The 15,754-nt window shown below is 60.6% G+C and carries 14 protein-coding genes; 12 read left to right on the top strand and 2 right to left on the bottom strand.

Annotated elements, in window-relative coordinates; translation table 11 throughout:
• The first annotated feature begins 113 nt into the window (after positions 1–113).
• On the top strand, positions 114–2,351 hold the full coding sequence (locus B9Z45_RS04240) for an NADP-dependent isocitrate dehydrogenase (RefSeq protein ID WP_108405982.1): 2,238 nt from the start codon (positions 114–116) through the stop codon (positions 2,349–2,351).
• Positions 2,352–2,459: 108 nt separating this feature from the next.
• Here the strand turns inward: B9Z45_RS04240 and B9Z45_RS04235 are convergent, their stop codons facing one another.
• Complete coding sequence (locus B9Z45_RS04235) at positions 2,460–3,713, bottom strand: Hsp70 family protein (protein WP_108406021.1); 1,254 nt, start codon at positions 3,711–3,713, stop codon at positions 2,460–2,462.
• A 316-nt stretch (positions 3,714–4,029) separates the two neighbouring features.
• Here B9Z45_RS04235 and B9Z45_RS04230 point away from each other — a divergent pair, with 316 nt between their 5' ends.
• The 11 genes from B9Z45_RS04230 (at position 4,030) to soxA (ending at position 13,811) form a co-directional block, all read left to right on the top strand.
• The gene (locus B9Z45_RS04230; RefSeq protein ID WP_108405981.1) at positions 4,030–4,287 is read left to right on the top strand and encodes a DUF3297 family protein; all 258 of its coding nucleotides are present in this window, start codon (positions 4,030–4,032) and stop codon (positions 4,285–4,287) included.
• Positions 4,288–4,426: 139 nt separating this feature from the next.
• Positions 4,427–5,392, top strand: a complete 966-nt coding sequence (locus B9Z45_RS04225) for a hydroxymethylglutaryl-CoA lyase (protein ID WP_108405980.1) — start codon at positions 4,427–4,429, stop codon at positions 5,390–5,392.
• Positions 5,389–6,588, top strand: a complete 1,200-nt coding sequence (locus B9Z45_RS04220; RefSeq protein ID WP_108405979.1) for a CaiB/BaiF CoA-transferase family protein — start codon at positions 5,389–5,391, stop codon at positions 6,586–6,588. The genes B9Z45_RS04225 and B9Z45_RS04220 overlap by 4 nt, the downstream gene beginning before the upstream one ends.
• Before the next feature lie 57 nt (positions 6,589–6,645).
• The gene (locus B9Z45_RS04215; RefSeq protein ID WP_108405978.1) at positions 6,646–7,626 is read left to right on the top strand and encodes a tripartite tricarboxylate transporter substrate binding protein; all 981 of its coding nucleotides are present in this window, start codon (positions 6,646–6,648) and stop codon (positions 7,624–7,626) included.
• Positions 7,627–7,843: 217 nt separating this feature from the next.
• Positions 7,844–8,932 carry a 4-hydroxyphenylpyruvate dioxygenase gene (gene hppD / locus B9Z45_RS04210; RefSeq protein WP_108405977.1) on the top strand — a complete coding sequence of 363 codons (1,089 nt, stop codon included), beginning with the start codon at positions 7,844–7,846 and terminating at the stop codon, positions 8,930–8,932.
• A 216-nt stretch (positions 8,933–9,148) separates the two neighbouring features.
• The gene (locus B9Z45_RS04205) at positions 9,149–9,607 is read left to right on the top strand and encodes a (2Fe-2S)-binding protein (protein ID WP_199221842.1); all 459 of its coding nucleotides are present in this window, start codon (positions 9,149–9,151) and stop codon (positions 9,605–9,607) included.
• Positions 9,604–11,772 (top strand): xanthine dehydrogenase family protein molybdopterin-binding subunit, encoded by a 2,169-nt coding sequence (locus B9Z45_RS04200; protein ID WP_158270376.1) that lies wholly within the window; start codon positions 9,604–9,606, stop codon positions 11,770–11,772. The genes B9Z45_RS04205 and B9Z45_RS04200 overlap by 4 nt, the downstream gene beginning before the upstream one ends.
• Positions 11,769–12,203, top strand: coding sequence for a sulfur oxidation c-type cytochrome SoxX (gene soxX / locus B9Z45_RS04195; protein WP_108405975.1), 435 nt, complete (start codon positions 11,769–11,771; stop codon positions 12,201–12,203). The genes B9Z45_RS04200 and soxX overlap by 4 nt, the downstream gene beginning before the upstream one ends.
• Positions 12,200–12,685, top strand: coding sequence for a thiosulfate oxidation carrier protein SoxY (locus B9Z45_RS04190; RefSeq protein ID WP_108405974.1), 486 nt, complete (start codon positions 12,200–12,202; stop codon positions 12,683–12,685). The genes soxX and B9Z45_RS04190 overlap by 4 nt, the downstream gene beginning before the upstream one ends.
• On the top strand, positions 12,682–13,017 hold the full coding sequence (gene soxZ, locus B9Z45_RS04185) for a thiosulfate oxidation carrier complex protein SoxZ (protein WP_108405973.1): 336 nt from the start codon (positions 12,682–12,684) through the stop codon (positions 13,015–13,017). The genes B9Z45_RS04190 and soxZ overlap by 4 nt, the downstream gene beginning before the upstream one ends.
• A 5-nt stretch (positions 13,018–13,022) precedes the next feature.
• Positions 13,023–13,811, top strand: a complete 789-nt coding sequence (soxA, locus tag B9Z45_RS04180) for a sulfur oxidation c-type cytochrome SoxA (RefSeq protein ID WP_108405972.1) — start codon at positions 13,023–13,025, stop codon at positions 13,809–13,811.
• On the opposite strand, the gene recQ is transcribed toward soxA, so the two are convergent.
• Entirely contained in the window at positions 13,812–15,692 is a 1,881-nt protein-coding gene (gene recQ, locus B9Z45_RS04175; protein ID WP_108405971.1) for a DNA helicase RecQ, read from the bottom strand. It abuts the gene before it with no gap.
• Between the last annotated feature and the right edge of the window lie 62 nt (positions 15,693–15,754).

Here is a 15,754-nt window from a genome sequence, read left to right as displayed (position 1 = left end):
TTTATTTGAGATAAAGTGACGGGCTAAACCGCCCTACAAGGGCGATTTTTGAATCGGTTCGACACACCGCCGAACGTCGGGTTCTTTTCACACCACAGACAACGAGAGTAAACATGGCCGCAGAAAAATCCAAGATCATCTACACACTGACCGATGAAGCCCCTTTGTTGGCCACGGCTGCGTTTTTGCCCATCGTTCGCACGTTCACGGCCCCTGCGGGCATCGAAGTGGCCGAAAGCGACATTTCGCTGGCTGGGCGAGTTTTGGGCGAGTTTTCAGACATGTTGCCGCCTGAGCAGCGCGCACCCAACAACCTGGTTGAGTTAGGCAAGCTGACCCTGAACCCCTCGGCCAACATCATCAAGTTGCCCAACATCAGCGCCTCCGTGGGCCAGTTGGTGGCTGCCATCAAAGAGCTGCAGGCCAAAGGCTACGCCTTGCCGGACTATCCTGAAAACGCCAAAACCGACGAAGAAAAGACCCTGAAAGCCCGCTACGCCAAGTGCACCGGCTCCGCCGTCAACCCCGTGCTGCGTGAAGGCAACTCGGACCGCCGCGCGCCCCGCGCCGTCAAGGAATTTGCCCGCAAGAACCCCCACAGCATGGCCGAGTGGAGCCAGGCCTCGCGCTCGCACGTCTCGCACATGCACGCGGGTGACTTCTACCATGGCGAAAAGTCCATGACCCTGGACCGCCCCCGTGACGTGAAGATGGAGCTGATCACCCAGAGCGGCAAAACCATCGTCCTCAAACCCAAAGTTTCTTTGCTGGACCGTGAAGTCATCGACAGCATGTTCATGAGCAAGAAAGCGCTGGAAGAGTTTTACGAAAAAGAAATTGAAGACGCGCGCAAAACCGGCGTCATGTTCTCGCTGCACGTCAAAGCCACCATGATGAAGGTGTCCCACCCCATCGTGTTCGGTCACTGCGTCAAAATCTTTTACAAAGACGCGTTCGCCAAGCACGCCAAATTGTTTGAAGAGCTGGGCGTGAACGTGAACAACGGCATGGCCGATCTGTACAGCAAGATCACCACCCTGCCGCAGTCCAAGCAAGACGAAATCAAGCGTGACCTGCACGCCTGCCACGAGCACCGCCCCGAGCTGGCCATGGTGGACTCCGCCAAGGGCATCACCAACTTCCACTCGCCCAACGACATCATCGTGGACGCCTCCATGCCCGCCATGATCCGCAATGGCGGCAAGATGTGGGACGCCAACGGCCGCCTGAAAGACGTCAAGGCTGTGATGCCCGAGTCCACTTTTGCCCGCATTTACCAGGAGATGATCAACTTCTGCAAGTGGCATGGCGCGTTTGACCCCAAAACCATGGGCACCGTGCCCAACGTGGGCCTGATGGCCCAGCAAGCCGAAGAATATGGCTCGCACGACAAGACCTTTGAGATTCCAGAAGACGGCGTGGCCAACATCACCGACATCAACACTGGAGAAGTCTTGCTGTCGCAAAACGTGGAGACCGGTGACATCTGGCGCATGTGCCAGGTGAAAGACGCCGCCATTCGTGACTGGGTCAAGCTGGCCGTTACCCGTGCCCGCAACTCTGGCATGCCTGTGGTGTTTTGGCTTGACCAGTACCGTCCCCACGAAGCGCAGCTGATCACCAAAGTCAAGATGTACCTGCATGAGCACAACACGGCCGGTCTGGAAATCCAGATCATGAGCCAGGTGCGCGCCATGCGTTACACCCTGGAGCGCGTGGTGCGTGGCCTGGACACCATCAGCGCCACGGGCAACATCCTGCGCGACTACTTGACCGACCTGTTCCCCATCATGGAGTTGGGCACCTCGGCCAAGATGCTGTCTGTCGTGCCCTTGATGGCCGGTGGCGGCATGTACGAAACCGGTGCGGGTGGTTCTGCCCCCAAGCATGTGCAGCAGCTGGTCGAAGAAAACCACTTGCGCTGGGATTCGCTGGGAGAGTTCCTCGCGTTGGCGGTGTCGCTGGAAGATCTGGGATTGAAAACCGGCAACAAAAAAGCGGTTGTTTTGTCCAAGACGCTGGATGCCGCCACCGGCAAACTGCTGGACAACAACAAGAACCCCTCGCCCAAGACCGGCCAGCTGGACAACCGTGGCAGCCAGTTTTATCTGGCCATGTACTGGGCACAAGAGCTGGCTGCGCAAACCGAAGACGCCGAGTTGGCGGCCCAGTTCGCGCCCTTGGCCAAAGCGCTCACCGAGCATGAGCAAAAAATTGTGGCCGAGCTCAATGCGGTTCAGGGCAAGCCCGTGGACATCGGCGGTTATTTCATGCCCGACAAGGCCAAACTGGCCGCGATCATGCGCCCCAGCGTGACCTTCAACACGGATTTGGCCAGCATGAAGGGCTGATCGACTGCGCTCACATCCAGGCCACTCGGGTTGTCACGACCCGAGTGGTTTTTTTGTGCCCGTTGACGGCTTGGAGCGGCGCTTAGGAAACGACGGTGAGCCGTTCGCTCAGCGGCTGTAGGCCAGTCCCAAGGCCACGCCGCCAAACAAGTCACCTTCAACCAGCGGCACGCCCGGAAACTCGGACTGCAAGGCATGCTGGAAAGTGCGCAAGGCCGATGAGCCACCGGTGAGGTAAACGGCATCCAAGGAGGCATCGGTCAGGCTGGCGCGTTGAACACACTCACGTGCGCAAGCCACCGTGCGGGCCATCAACCCTTGCAGGTGATCGTGCATGTCGGCCACGGCCAAAGTGGCTTGCAGTCCGCGCTCGACGACCGTGAGGTCAATCACTGCATCGGCATCGTGCACCGAACAATCAATTTTGGCTTGCTCGACGCTGTGTGCCATGTGGTGGCCGTGGCGCTCGGTCAGCACCTGCATCAGCCGATCGTGCAGGCGCAGGTCGCTGTAGTTGCTGCGCAAGGTTTGTGCGTGGCTGATGGCTTTGGGCTGGTATTGCCAATGAATCAGGTGCCAGGTGGCCAGGTCAAAAAACACACGGCTGGGCACTTCGCGCTGCTCAAGGCCAAGGTGCTTGTAGCCGAGCAAGGGCATGACCTTGGCCAGGTTGAGCTGGCGGTCGTAGTCGGTGCCGCCAATGTGCACGCCGGTGGTGGCCAGGATGTCCTGGCTCCGATCGGTGTTTCTCATGCGGTCCGGCCCGAGGCGCACCACGGTGAAGTCCGAGGTGCCGCCGCCCAGATCGACCACCAAAACGGTGCTTTCCTGGCTCAGGCGTTGTTCGTAGTCCAGTGCGGCCGCGATCGGCTCCAGTTGAAAAAACACTTCGTCAAAGCCCACCGACTGCACGGCCTGCCTCAGCGAGGCCTCGGCTTGCGCATCGCGCTCAGGATCGTCGTCCACGAAATGCACAGGCCGGCCCATCACCACGCGACGGGGTGCGGTGCCCAGGCTTTGGGTGGCACGCTCACGCAGGCTGGCCAAAAAAGTGCCGATGATGTCCTGAAAACTGATCTGCTGGTGGTTGATCTGCGTGGTTTCCATCAACAAGGGGCTGCCCAACAGGCTTTTGAGCGACCGCATCAAGCGGCCTTCAGTGCCTTCTAGGTAATGCTTGACGGCATCGCGACCGAAGTGGGTGCTGTGGTCCTCGGCGTTGTAGAACACCGCCGTGGGCATGGCCAGGGCTTCGCCTTCCAACGCAATCAGCCGCGCAGCGCCTTGCGCACTGGCCCAGGCCATGGCCGAGTTGGAGGTGCCGAAATCAATGCCGAGCGTGCCGAAGGGGGGAGACATCATGGATGGGGTGCGTGGACGAGGGTTTGAGCCTGGAGGTGAAAAGGCATGACATGCAGCGACATGTTTTGAGGACTGGGCATTTTGCCACTTGGCTTTGTTCGGCCAGGCCTTCTCTGACATTTGGCAAGGGGCCGCGCCATTGACTGGCGCATGCGTCACAAATTGATCTGGGCATTGCATTCAGCGCAAGATTCAGCAACGCCGAGTTGCGCGATGTTTTTGTGCATTGAGGCCAGTTCCGACGGGACCACTGCACAAAATTCGAACCAGCGCCTCTTTTTGGTATAGATTCGAAGGCTTTAAAAAGCCCAATCCCATGACCGATATCCAGCCTGCCGCCCCCCGCCCCGAATTGCCCGATCACCTGTCGATCGATGTTCGCAGTCCGCACCACGTGCGCGCCGTGTTTGAACACGACATCGGGATTCGCTTCAATGGCAAGGACCGCACGGATGTGGAGGAATATTGCATCAGCGAAGGATGGGTCAAGGTGCCGGCAGGCAAGACACTGGACCGCAAAGGACAGCCGCTGCTGATCAAGCTCAAGGGCAAGGTCGAGGTGTTTTACCGCTGAGTTGCTGCAGTTTCGTCCACCCATGATTCGGCCATGACTGTGACTGGCCATGTTCCGTTCGATGCGGTGGGGGCTTGGCAGCTTGCTGCAGGTGAGCGCCAGACAACGACGGGACTACTTTGAGACAAGGACATTTGGCATGAACGCATTTCAATGGCCCCAAAGCGTGACGGTCCGCGAAGTGGGCCTGCGCGATGGTTTGCAAAGCATCGCCCGCACGCTGCCCACCGCGCAAAAGCTGCAGTGGATTCAGGGCGCTTACAACGCAGGCATCCGCGAAATCGAAGTGGGCTCGTTCGTGCCCCCCAAACTGTTGCCGCAACTGGCCGACACGGCCGAGTTGGTGGCCTTTGCCAAAAGCCTGCCTGGCCTGTGCGTGTCGGTGCTGGTACCCAACCTAAAGGGGGCCGAGCGGGCCATGGACAGTGGCGCCGACTGGATGCTGCTGCCCTTGTCGGTCAGTCATGCGCACAGTCTGGCCAATCTGCGCAAGGCGCCCGACGACGTGGTGACTGAAATCGGCGCCATCATCGAAGCCCGTCGGGCACGCGGCTCGGCGATCCGCATCGAAGTGGGCATGAGCACCGCGTTTGGCTGCACGATTCAGGGCCGGGTCGATGCGGACGAGGTGTTGCGCCTGCTGCAGACCGTGTTGGCGCTGGGGCATGGGCATGGGGTTGACCGGGTGGGCTTGGCCGACACGGTGGGCTATGCCGATCCGCGCCAGGTCGGTGAGCTGTTTGCCCGGGCGCGCGAAGTGGCGGGCGACCAGCTTGGCTGTGGACACTTCCACGACACGCGCGGCTTGGGCCTGGCCAACGTCATGGCCGCATTGCAAGCCGGTGAAACGCGCTTTGACGCCTGCCTGGCTGGCATTGGCGGCTGTCCACACGCGCCAGGCGCCAGCGGCAACGTGGCCACAGAAGACCTGGTGTACCTGATGGGCAGCATGGGCATTGCGACAGGCATCGACTGGGATGCCCTGATCACTCTGCGCGCCCAAGTGGCCCAGTGGCTTGCGGGAGAATGTCTGCATGGCAGCATCGCCCAAGCGGGCTTGCCCAAAACGTATTTGAAATCACCCCAGGGATTGCAGGCAGCATGAATTCCACAGTCAAAAAACTCCCGCTCGAAGGCCTTCGGGTAGTCGAGTTCACCCACATGGTCATGGGCCCCACCTGCGGCATGGTGCTGGCCGACATGGGGGCAGAGGTCATCAAGGTGGAGCCCATCGAAGGCGACCGCACCAGGCATTTGCTGGGTTCGGGTGCGGGTTTTTTCCCGATGTTCAACCGGAACAAAAAAAGCATCCAGTTGAATTTGCAGTCGCCAGAAGGTGCCGAGATGGCACGCAAACTGTGCGCCACGGCCGATGTGGTGGCCGAGAACTTCAAGCCTGGCTCCATGGCCAAGTACGGCCTGGACTACGCCAGTCTGTCGGCCAAGGACCCGAAGATCATTTATGCCAGCCTCAAGGGCTTTTTGCCTGGCCCGTATGACCACCGCACGGCCTTGGACGAAGTGGTGCAGATGATGGGTGGCCTGGCCTACATGACCGGCCGCCCCGGCGACCCGCTGCGCGCAGGCACCAGCGTGAACGACATCATGGGCGGCATGTTTGGCGCCATCGGCGTGTTGGGCGCGCTCATTCAGCGCGGCATCACCGGGCGCGGGCAAGAGATCCAGTCGGCCTTGTTTGAAAACAACGTTTTTCTGGTGGGCCAGCACATGCTGCAATACGCCATCACCGGTGTGGCGGCCGAGCCCATGCCCAATCGGATTTCGGCCTGGGCGGTCTACGACGTGTTCACCGTCAAGCACAACGAACAAATCTTTTTGGCCGCTGTGAGCGATGCGCAATGGGCCACCTTCTGTGACGTGCTGGGCTATGCCGATCTCAAGGCCGATCCCCGGTACTTCGACAACAACGCCCGTGTGTCGCTGCGTACCGAGTTGATTCCTGAACTGCGCCGCCGTCTGGCGGTGTTCACCGCTGCCGAATTGACGGCCGTTTTTGAAAAAGCCGGTTTGCCTTTTGCGCCCATTGTCAAACCCGAAGAACTGTTCGACGACCCGCACCTGCAGGCCACGGGCGGCCTGGCCGATGTGCGCCTGACCGATGGCCCCAAGGCGGGGCAAACCGCGCGCGCTGCGCTGTTTCCTTTCACCATGGACGGGCAGCGCCTGGGTGTGCGCCACCAGCCACCCAAGCAAGGCGAAAACACCGACGAGTTGCTGCAAAGTCTGGGCCTGAGCGCCGCCGAAATTGAGCGCCTGCGCGCACTCAAGGCCGTGGCCTGAACGGTTGACGCCATCGTCCTTAAAATGACCCATTCACATCACAAAGAGAGACAAACCATGAAACACCCCATTACACGACGCACGGCTTTGTCGGCATTGGCATCGGCTGCGGCAATGGCTGTGCCCGGATTGGCCCTGGCGCAGGCTGACCGGCCCGTCAAGTTCATCTTGCCCAACGCCACTGGCTCGGGCGTGGACACCATCACCCGCACTGCGGCACCGGCACTGGGCCGTGCACTGGGTACCAGCGTGGTGGTTGAAAACCAGGCAGGTGCCAGCGGCATCATTGGCCTGCAGGCCATGGCTAAAAATGCACCCGATGGCTTCACCTTGTCGGTGGTCTCGAACAACGTGGTGATCTTTCCGAGCGTGATCAAGAACCTGCCGTTCGAGATGCCGGGCGATTTCACACCCATCGCTTTGGTGGGTGCAACGCCCCTGGTGCTGGTGGCTAATCCGCAGCGCGTGCCTGCGACCAGTGGCCGTGAATTCATCGCTGCACTCAAGGCAAAACCCGATGGCTTCAACTTTGGCTCGGGCGGCACCGGCACCATCTTGCACCTGGCAGCCGAGATGTTCGTCGACGAAGCCGGGGTCAAAGCCCGCCACATTCCCTACAAAGGCGTGGGCCCGATGGTCGCCGATCTGCTGGGCGGCCAGATTGATTTCGCGGTGGTGGCCCTGCCCAGTGTGCAGCAGCACATCAAGAGTGGCGCGCTCAAGGCGGTGGGCATGTGTGGTGACAAGCGCAACGCCGCCGCGCCCGACGTCCCGACTTTTGTCGAACAAGGCTTGCCCGGTTACGTGATCGACGCCTGGTTTGGCGTGCTTGGCCCCAAGGGCATGAGTGCACCCGTGGTGAAAAAAGTCCACGATGCGCTGGTCACCGCCTTCAATGACCCGGCCGTCAAGGAGGCCATGGCCAAACAGGGCAACACCATTGCCATCAGCTCGGTCGAGCAGGCGCAGAAAGCTTTCCGCTCTGAGATGGAGCGCTTTGCCGCGTTGGTTAAAAAGGTCGGTATCGAGCCGCAATAAAGCTTGTGGTCGTCGCTTGACATTTAGTGATCAGGCGACGACCATGCGTTCATGGCCATCCAGGTTTTGATTTTCGGTATCCACCTCGCGCGCAGCACGCGGGGCAAGCCCTGCGCACCGCCGCGGGCTTTTTAAGCACCCCCCTTTTTGCTTGACCGATTTCATGTCGGGCCCCGCTCATATAGCAGCGTGGCCCGGTTCATTACTGGAGATTTTCATGACCGATTTGTTTGACAACCCCATGGGTTTGTGTGGTTTTGAGTTCGTCGAATTTGCATCCCCTGTCCCCAACACGCTGGAACCCCTGTTCGAAAAAATGGGCTTCACGCTGGTGGCCAAACACCGCTCCAAAGACGTCGTGCTTTACCGTCAGGGCGACATCAATTTCATCGTCAACCGCGAACCCAAAAGCCTGGCGGGCTATTTCGCGGCCGAGCATGGGCCCTGCGCCTGTGCGCTGGCGTTTCGGGTGAAGGACTCGCACCTGGCGTATTCCCGTGCGATCGAATTGGGCGCACAACCGGTGGAAATTCCGACTGGCCCCATGGAATTGCGTCTGCCCGCCATCAAGGGCATTGGCGGTGCGCCGCTTTATCTGATCGATCGCTTCGAAGACGGCAAGAGCATCTACGACATCGATTTTGAATTCATCGAAGGGGTGGATCGCCACCCGCCCGGGCATGGCCTGAAGATCATCGACCACCTGACGCACAACGTGTACAAGGGCCGCATGGCTTTCTGGGGCCAGTTCTACGAAAAGATCTTCAACTTCCGCGAGATCCGATACTTCGACATCCAGGGCACACACACTGGCCTCACCAGCCGCGCCATGACCGCGCCCGATGGCATGATCCGCATTCCTTTGAACGAAGAGTCGGGCAAGACGGGCGGTCAGATTGAAGAGTTCCTGATGCAGTTCAACGGCGAAGGCATCCAGCACATTGCCCTCTTGACTGACGACATTTTGAAGAGCGTGGACGCTTTGCAGATGGCGGGGATCCCGCTCATGACCGCACCCAATGACATCTATTACGCGATGCTCGAAGAGCGCCTCAAAGGCCATGGCGAACCGGTGCCCGACTTGCAGGCACGGGGCATATTGATGGATGGCTCGACCGCGAATGGTGAAAAGCGTTTGCTGTTGCAAATTTTCAGCCAGACGCTGCTCGGCCCGGTGTTCTTTGAGTTCATTCAGCGCAAAGCCGATGAGGGCTTTGGCGAAGGCAACTTCAAGGCTTTGTTTGAAAGCCTGGAGCGCGATCAGATACTGCGTGGTGTCATCACGGCGGCCACCCCGGGATCGTGAGGCGCTGGCCAGGCCTCTCTGGCCAGGATATGACGATCAGGATCACTGGATTCCCCGGGCCTTGCTCGGCGCAATCGCGCGGGCAGCTCTTTTTCTAAGTCGCGAAAGTGACAATTTTGGCGATTCAAACACGGCGCCTGCACTTCATCCCGGTTGTGTGACCGTGCGCTTTTGGTCACATTAGAAGCTTGGCAAGCTCACCAGGAGATTTCGCACATGAAGCTGAACGTCAACGGTAAAAATCACGCGCTCGATGTTGAACCTGAAATGCCCTTGCTTTGGGCTTTGCGCGATGAGCTCGACATCAAGGGACCCAAATTTGGCTGCGGCATTGCCCAGTGCGGCTCGTGCACGGTGCTCGTCAACGGGGAGCCTGTTCGATCTTGCGCCTACCCGGTGTCGGGTGCCGCCGGGCAAAAGGTGATCACCATCGAAGGCCTGGCTGACAAAGGCAAGCTGCACGCCGTTCAGCAGGCCTGGATCGACCACCAGGTGCCGCAGTGCGGTTATTGCCAAGGAGGGCAGATGCTCGCTGCAGTGGCCTTGCTCAAGAAAAAGCCCAAACCCACCGACGAAGACATCGATGCGGCCATGAGCAATATTTGCCGATGCGGTACTTACGCCCGCATCCGTACCGCCATTCACGCTGCCGCCAAGAAAGGGACCCGCGCATGAGCACCCCGGACCAGAACATCGGCATGGACCGCCGCCACTTTCTTAAAGTCACCAGCACCGCTGCCGCAGGCTTGTCTGTGGGGTTTTTCGTCCCGCAGTCAGCACAGGCGGCAGACACCCCCCAGCTGAATGTCTGGGTCGAGATTGAACCCAACGACACCATCGTAATCCGTTACGCCCGTGCTGAAATGGGCCAGGGCAGCATGACCTCGGCGCCCATGATCATTGCTGAAGAACTTGAAGCCGACTGGAAAAAAGTCCGCGTGGAATACGCCACAGCGCATGAAAACCTGCGCACCAAGCGGGCCTATGGCGACATGGCCTCAGTGGGCAGCCGCACGATCCGCAATTCTCAGGAATACCTGCGCAAGGCAGGCGCCACGGGGCGCGAGATGCTGGTCGCAGCCGCTGCACAGCAGTGGGGCGTGCCCGCCAGTGAATGCAAGGCCGCATTGAGCAAAGTCACCCACATGCCCAGCAAGCGCAGCCTGAGCTACGGCAAGCTGGCCGCTGCTGCTGCCAAACTGGAAGCCCCCAAAGACGTCAAGCTCAAAGACCCGAAAGACTGGACGCTGATCGGCAAGCCCATTCCGCGTGTGGACATTCCGGACATTGTCACGGGGCGCACCCGCTATGGCATAGATGCACAAGTGCCCGGTATGTTGCACGCGGCGATCGCTGCCTGCCCCGTTTTCAATGGAACGGTCAAGACCATGGATGCCTCCAAGGTTGAAAACCGACGGGGCATCGTCAAGGTGCTCAATCTGGGCACCTTTGTGGCGGTGGTTGCAGACAACTGGTGGCGCGCCAAGGAAGCTTTGCGCGAAGTCGCTGTGGATTGGGATGTGGGCGAGCACGGCACGCTCAGCAGCGCCGCCATCATGGCCCATTTCAAGGCGGGCATGGCGCAGACCGAGCTGGCTGTGGCCCGCAACGATGGCCAAACCGCCGAGGCGCTGGGCAAGGCCGCCAAGGTGGTCGAGGCCGAGTACTTCACCCCCTACCTGGCCCACGCCACCATGGAGCCCATGGTCTGCACCGCCTGGTTGCAGGGCGACAAGCTGGACATCTGGTGCTCGACCCAGAACCCCGAGGCCACCCTGGCCGTGGGTGCGGCCACTGCAGGTGTGCCGCAAGCCAACGTCAAAGTGCACCCGATGCAACTTGGCGGTGGTTTGGGTCGCAAGAGCCCGCAAGACTTCACGCGCCAGGCCGTCACGATCGCCAAGGCCATGCCAGGCAAGGCCATCAAGATGCTGTGGTCCCGTGAAGAAGAAATTCAGCATGGCCTGTACCGGCCCGCCAGCCTGATGCGTTTCAAGGCGGGGCTGAACGCCAATGACAAGGTGGATGCGCTGCACATTCGGGTCAGTGCACCCTCCATTCTGGCGACGCTGCTCAAGCTGCCCTTGCCCAAGGGCGTGGATGGCCAGGCGGTCGCCTGCTTCAATGACCATCCCTACGACATCCCCAACACCTTGGTTGATTACGCGCAGCGCAACACCAATGTACCCGTGGGTTTCTGGCGCACGGTGGGGCATTCACAAAACCCTTACGGGCGTGAATGTTTCATTGACGAATTGGCCCAGACCGCAGGCCAGGACCCGGTGGCCTATCGCCTGGCCATGTTGCCCAACAACGAAAAAGCCAACCGCGACCGGGCGATCTTGCTGGCGGTGACACAGGCTGCGGGCTGGGACAAAAAGCCGCCGACAGGCATGTCCCGTGGCGTGGCCGTCACCGATGGCTATGGCAGCTGGACGGCGTGTGTGTGTGAGGTCTCGGTGAATGCCAAGAACGAAGTCAAGATTCACCGGGTGGTGATCGGCATCGACCCGGGTTATGCCGTCAATCCCGACAACATCGTGGCCCAGTTCCAGGGCAGCGTGGTGCATGGGCTGACGGCCATTTTCTGGGGCGAAAACACCATCAAGGAAGGGCGTGTTGAGCAATCGAACTTCCACGACTACCGCATGATGCGTTTGAACGAAATGCCCAAGGTGGAGGTGGTGATTGCGCCGACAGGTGGCTTCTGGGGTGGCGTGGGTGAACCTGCACAGGCGCCTTTGGCGCCTGCTTTGGTCAATGCGATTTCGGCAGCGCTGGGCAAACGCATCCGTTCTTTGCCGCTGAAAAACCATGGGCTGAGTTTGGCGCGCGCATGAACTTGTCTGCAGCCGCACTGGCCTGGGGCCTGGTGGGCTGTGCCGGGATTGTGCAGGCTTGGGCGCAAGCCCCGGTGGCCACGGAAAGGGCGGCAGCCTCGGTGGAGCGGGGGCGCGCTTTGCTTTTGCAAAGGCAGGACACGGGTTGTGTGCTGTGTCACCAAATTCCGGGCTTGCCCGCAGGCGGGGCAATCGGACCGTCCTTGCACGGCCTGGCCGAACGCAGCACACTCTCGCAAGCCCGCTTGCACATTGCTGATGCACGGCGCTTTAACCCGCAAACCATCATGCCCGCCTACCTCAGCACCGAAGGCCTGCACAATGTCGCAGCGGGCCTGCAGGGGCAAACCATCTTGACCCCGCAGTCCCTGGAAGACATCCTCGTTTATCTGTTTCAACCGACAGCCCGAACCCCGGTGATCGCCCCATGAAACTTGTGCAAACTTCGCGTCGAATTTGGCTGAAGCACGGTTCGCGCCTTGCCCTGAGCTGGGCGGCGTTGCAGGGTTGGCCCACACAGGCCCAGAAGATGGAATCCGGCAAATTGATGACATTGGCGCAAATGCTCGAGCCGATCACGCAAGGCGCGAAACTGCTGGAGCGTGATGTGCGCATCAACGCCCCGGTCCTGGCCGACAACGGTTCTCTGGTGCCACTGGGCGTCCAGGTGCAAAGCCCCATGACCGCGCAAGACCATGTGACCCATGTGCATTTGCTGTCGCAACGCAACCCGGTCACGCGCATGGCGGTTTTCCACTTGGGGCCCTGGAGCGGCCGTGCCGAGGTCTCGACGCGCGTGCGCCTGGCGGGGTCGCAAACCGTGGTCGCGCTGGCACGTTTGTCCAGTGGTGAGTTTCGTTTCGGGCAGATGGACATCATCGTCACCGAGTCGGCTTGCGTGGACGCGTCATGAACCTGGCGCGCATCCAATGGCCTGAGCGCATTACTGCAGGTGATGTGGTGAAGGTGCGTCTGCTGGTTCAGCACCCCATGGACACGGGGTATTTGTACGACCTGTTGGGCAAGCTGGTGCCGCGCAATGTGATCACTTTGCTGACCTGCACATTGGGTCAGCAAGAAGTGTTTCGGGCCGAGCCTTCTTCAGGAATTGCCGCCAACCCACTTTTCGAATTTTTCGTACGTGCATCAGAAACAGCCGAAATGCGGGTTGAGTGGGAGGATGACCGGGGCAAACGAGGCGAGTTTCGGCAGACCATGACGGTCCTGCCATCGACCGCGAGGTGAGACCGATGTGCCGTTGGTGGCTGGTGGCCTTGGCGTGCATGGCGCTACAGGTCGCCATGGCCCAGCCCCTTCCTTTGAGCCGTGCCTTGCCTTTGGCAGACCTGAAGTCGGGGCTGTATTTTTCGGGCAAGGATGTTCAAACCCTGCAGGCCGATGAGTTTGCCAACCCGGCCCAGCTCTGGTTAAGCCAGGGCGCTGCGCTGTGGGGCCGGGCCAGTGTCGTCAACGGGAAAGCATGCCTGAGTTGTCATGGCAACGTGAGCAGTATGAAAGGCGTGGCCACGCGTTACCCCGCCATTGACCCTGCGAGCGGCCGGCTGTTTAACCTGGAAGACCGCATCAACCACTGCAGCACCCGTCACCAGCAGGCAGCGCCCATGTCTCCCGAATCAGATGCTTTGCTGGGCCTGAGCTTGCTGGTTACCCAAGCCTCCAAGGGCTTGCCATTGCGCGTGGACATTGACGGCGCGGCGCGTCCCAATTTTCAAGCGGGTGCCAGTTTGTTCGTGCAGCGCCAGGGGCAACTCAACTTGTCCTGTGCGCAATGTCACGACCAAAATTTTGGCCAGCGCCTGTACACCGATCTGTTGAGCCAGGGCCAGCCCAATGCGCACCCGGTGTACCGCCTTGAATGGCAAAAACCGGGCTCACTGGAGCGGCGTCTGCGCAGTTGTTATGCCGGCGTTCGCGCTGAAATACCGCCTTGGGGCGCTGCGGAAATGCGGCAATTGGCGCTGTACCTGATGTGGCGCGGTGAAGGTTTGCCCATCGAGGTGCCGGCTGTGCGCAAGTGATCAGACCGCCCCGTTGCAGACCCGCAGCACTTGCTCGCCATAGGCTTCGAGCTTCTTCACGCCCAAGCCGCTGATGCCTTGCAAGTCACCAAGACTTTGCGGTGCGTGTTCGGCAATCGCGGCCAGTGTGGCGTCGTGGAAGATCACATACGCTGGCAGGTTGTGTTCCTTGGCCACCTCGGCCCGCCAGGCCTTGAGGTTGATGTAGCGCACCAACGCGTCTTGCCCCAGATTGGCTGCAGCGGGGCTCTGGGTGCGAGGGCGCGTGCGCTTGTCGGCGCGCTGGCTGGTGGATTCGCGCAACTGCACCGGCACATCGCCTTTGAGAACAGCACGCGAGGCGTCGGTTAGGTGCAGTGTGCTGAAGCCGTCTTCGGTGTGCACCTGCAAAGCGCTCACCGCGATCAATTGACGCATCACGGCGCGCAATTGTTGTTCGCTGTACTCGGCCCCCAAGCCAAAGGTGCTGATGCTTTCGTGGCCGCGCTGGACCACCTTGTCGGTTTTCTTGCCGCGCACGATGTCCATGGTGTGGCCTGCGCCAAAGCTGTGGCCACTCGACTGATGGGTGCGGTACACGGTGGACAGCAGTTTGCGCGCCGCATCGGTGCCATCCCACACTTCGGGGGGGTGAAGACAGTTGTCGCAGTTGCCGCAATACGGCATGTACACGCCTTGACTGCTCTCGGTTTGACCTGTGTAGGTTTCGTCAAAGTAGCTCAGCAAGCGCACCCGGCGGCAGTCGGTTGCTTCGGCCAGGGCCAGCAGCGCGTCAAGCTTGCCGCGCATGGCCTGTTTGAATTCTTCGCCCGCCGGGCTTTCGTCGATCATGCGGCGCTGGTTCACCACGTCTTGCAGGCCATAAGCCATCCACGCGTCGGACGCCAGCCCGTCGCGCCCGGCACGACCCGTTTCTTGGTAGTAACCTTCGATGTTTTTGGGCATGTCCAGGTGCGCCACAAAACGCACATCGGGTTTGTCGATGCCCATGCCGAAAGCGATGGTGGCCACCATCACCACGCCTTCTTCGCGCAAAAATTCGTTCTGGTGGCGCTGGCGCATGTCGGCGGGCAGCCCTGCGTGGTAAGGCAGCGCATGGACGCCCGCCTCGCACAGCATCGCCGCTATTTCTTCGACCCGCTTGCGCGATTGGCAATAGACCACGCCCGCTTCCTCGGTGTGTTCGCGCTCGATGAAGCGAAGCAGTTGGGTGCTGGCCTCTTTTTTCTCGACGATGGTGTAGCGGATGTTCGGCCTGTCAAAGCTGCTGATGAACAGCTCGGCGCTTTCGAGTTGCAGGCGCTCGACAATGTCGGCGCGCGTCAGCGCATCGGCGGTGGCCGTGAGCGCCACACGGGGCACACCGGGGTAGCGCTCGTGCAGCACCGACAGGCCCCGGTATTCGGGCCGGAAGTCGTGGCCCCACTGGCTGACGCAATGCGCTTCATCGATCGCAAACAGGCTCAGCAGACCGCGTTCTTGCAGCGAATCCATCTGCGCCAGAAAGCGGCCATTGGTCACCCGCTCGGGCGCGGCATACAGCAGCGTGATGTCGCCGCGCAGCAATCGCCGCTCGATGTCGCTGGCTTCTTCACTGGTCAGGGTGGAGTTGAGAAACGCGGCGCTCACACCCGCTTCGTGCAGTGCGCCCACCTGGTCATGCATCAGCGCAATCAGCGGCGAGACCACCACCGTGATGCCACGGCCTGCCCGCTGGCGTGCAATGGCAGGAATCTGGTAACACAGCGACTTGCCCCCACCCGTGGGCATGAGCACCAGCGCATCGCCCCCCGCAGCCACATGGTCAATGATGGCTTGCTGCGGGCCACGAAAAGCGTCGTAGCCAAAAATTTCGCGCAGGATGGGGAGGTGGGGGGACACGTGGGGTGGGGCAGCTTTTGAAGGGGTGATTGTCCGCTATTGGACTGCGTTTACCATCGGAA

Origin of the sequence: Limnohabitans sp. 2KL-17 (assembly GCF_003063415.1) — a bacterium.
Lineage (GTDB): Bacteria > Pseudomonadota > Gammaproteobacteria > Burkholderiales > Burkholderiaceae_C > Limnohabitans_A.
This window is presented reverse-complemented; position numbering and strand designations above follow the sequence as displayed.

Coding starts and splice junctions, on each gene's coding strand:
- B9Z45_RS04240 (WP_108405982.1), top strand. CDS start 114: ATGGCCGCAGAAAAATCCAAGATCATCTACACACTGACCGATGAAGCC.
- B9Z45_RS04235 (WP_108406021.1), bottom strand. CDS start 3,713: ATGATGTCTCCCCCCTTCGGCACGCTCGGCATTGATTTCGGCACCTCC.
- B9Z45_RS04230 (WP_108405981.1), top strand. CDS start 4,030: ATGACCGATATCCAGCCTGCCGCCCCCCGCCCCGAATTGCCCGATCAC.
- B9Z45_RS04225 (WP_108405980.1), top strand. CDS start 4,427: ATGAACGCATTTCAATGGCCCCAAAGCGTGACGGTCCGCGAAGTGGGC.
- B9Z45_RS04220 (WP_108405979.1), top strand. CDS start 5,389: ATGAATTCCACAGTCAAAAAACTCCCGCTCGAAGGCCTTCGGGTAGTC.
- B9Z45_RS04215 (WP_108405978.1), top strand. CDS start 6,646: ATGAAACACCCCATTACACGACGCACGGCTTTGTCGGCATTGGCATCG.
- hppD (WP_108405977.1), top strand. CDS start 7,844: ATGACCGATTTGTTTGACAACCCCATGGGTTTGTGTGGTTTTGAGTTC.
- B9Z45_RS04205 (WP_199221842.1), top strand. CDS start 9,149: ATGAAGCTGAACGTCAACGGTAAAAATCACGCGCTCGATGTTGAACCT.
- B9Z45_RS04200 (WP_158270376.1), top strand. CDS start 9,604: ATGAGCACCCCGGACCAGAACATCGGCATGGACCGCCGCCACTTTCTT.
- soxX (WP_108405975.1), top strand. CDS start 11,769: ATGAACTTGTCTGCAGCCGCACTGGCCTGGGGCCTGGTGGGCTGTGCC.
- B9Z45_RS04190 (WP_108405974.1), top strand. CDS start 12,200: ATGAAACTTGTGCAAACTTCGCGTCGAATTTGGCTGAAGCACGGTTCG.
- soxZ (WP_108405973.1), top strand. CDS start 12,682: ATGAACCTGGCGCGCATCCAATGGCCTGAGCGCATTACTGCAGGTGAT.
- soxA (WP_108405972.1), top strand. CDS start 13,023: ATGTGCCGTTGGTGGCTGGTGGCCTTGGCGTGCATGGCGCTACAGGTC.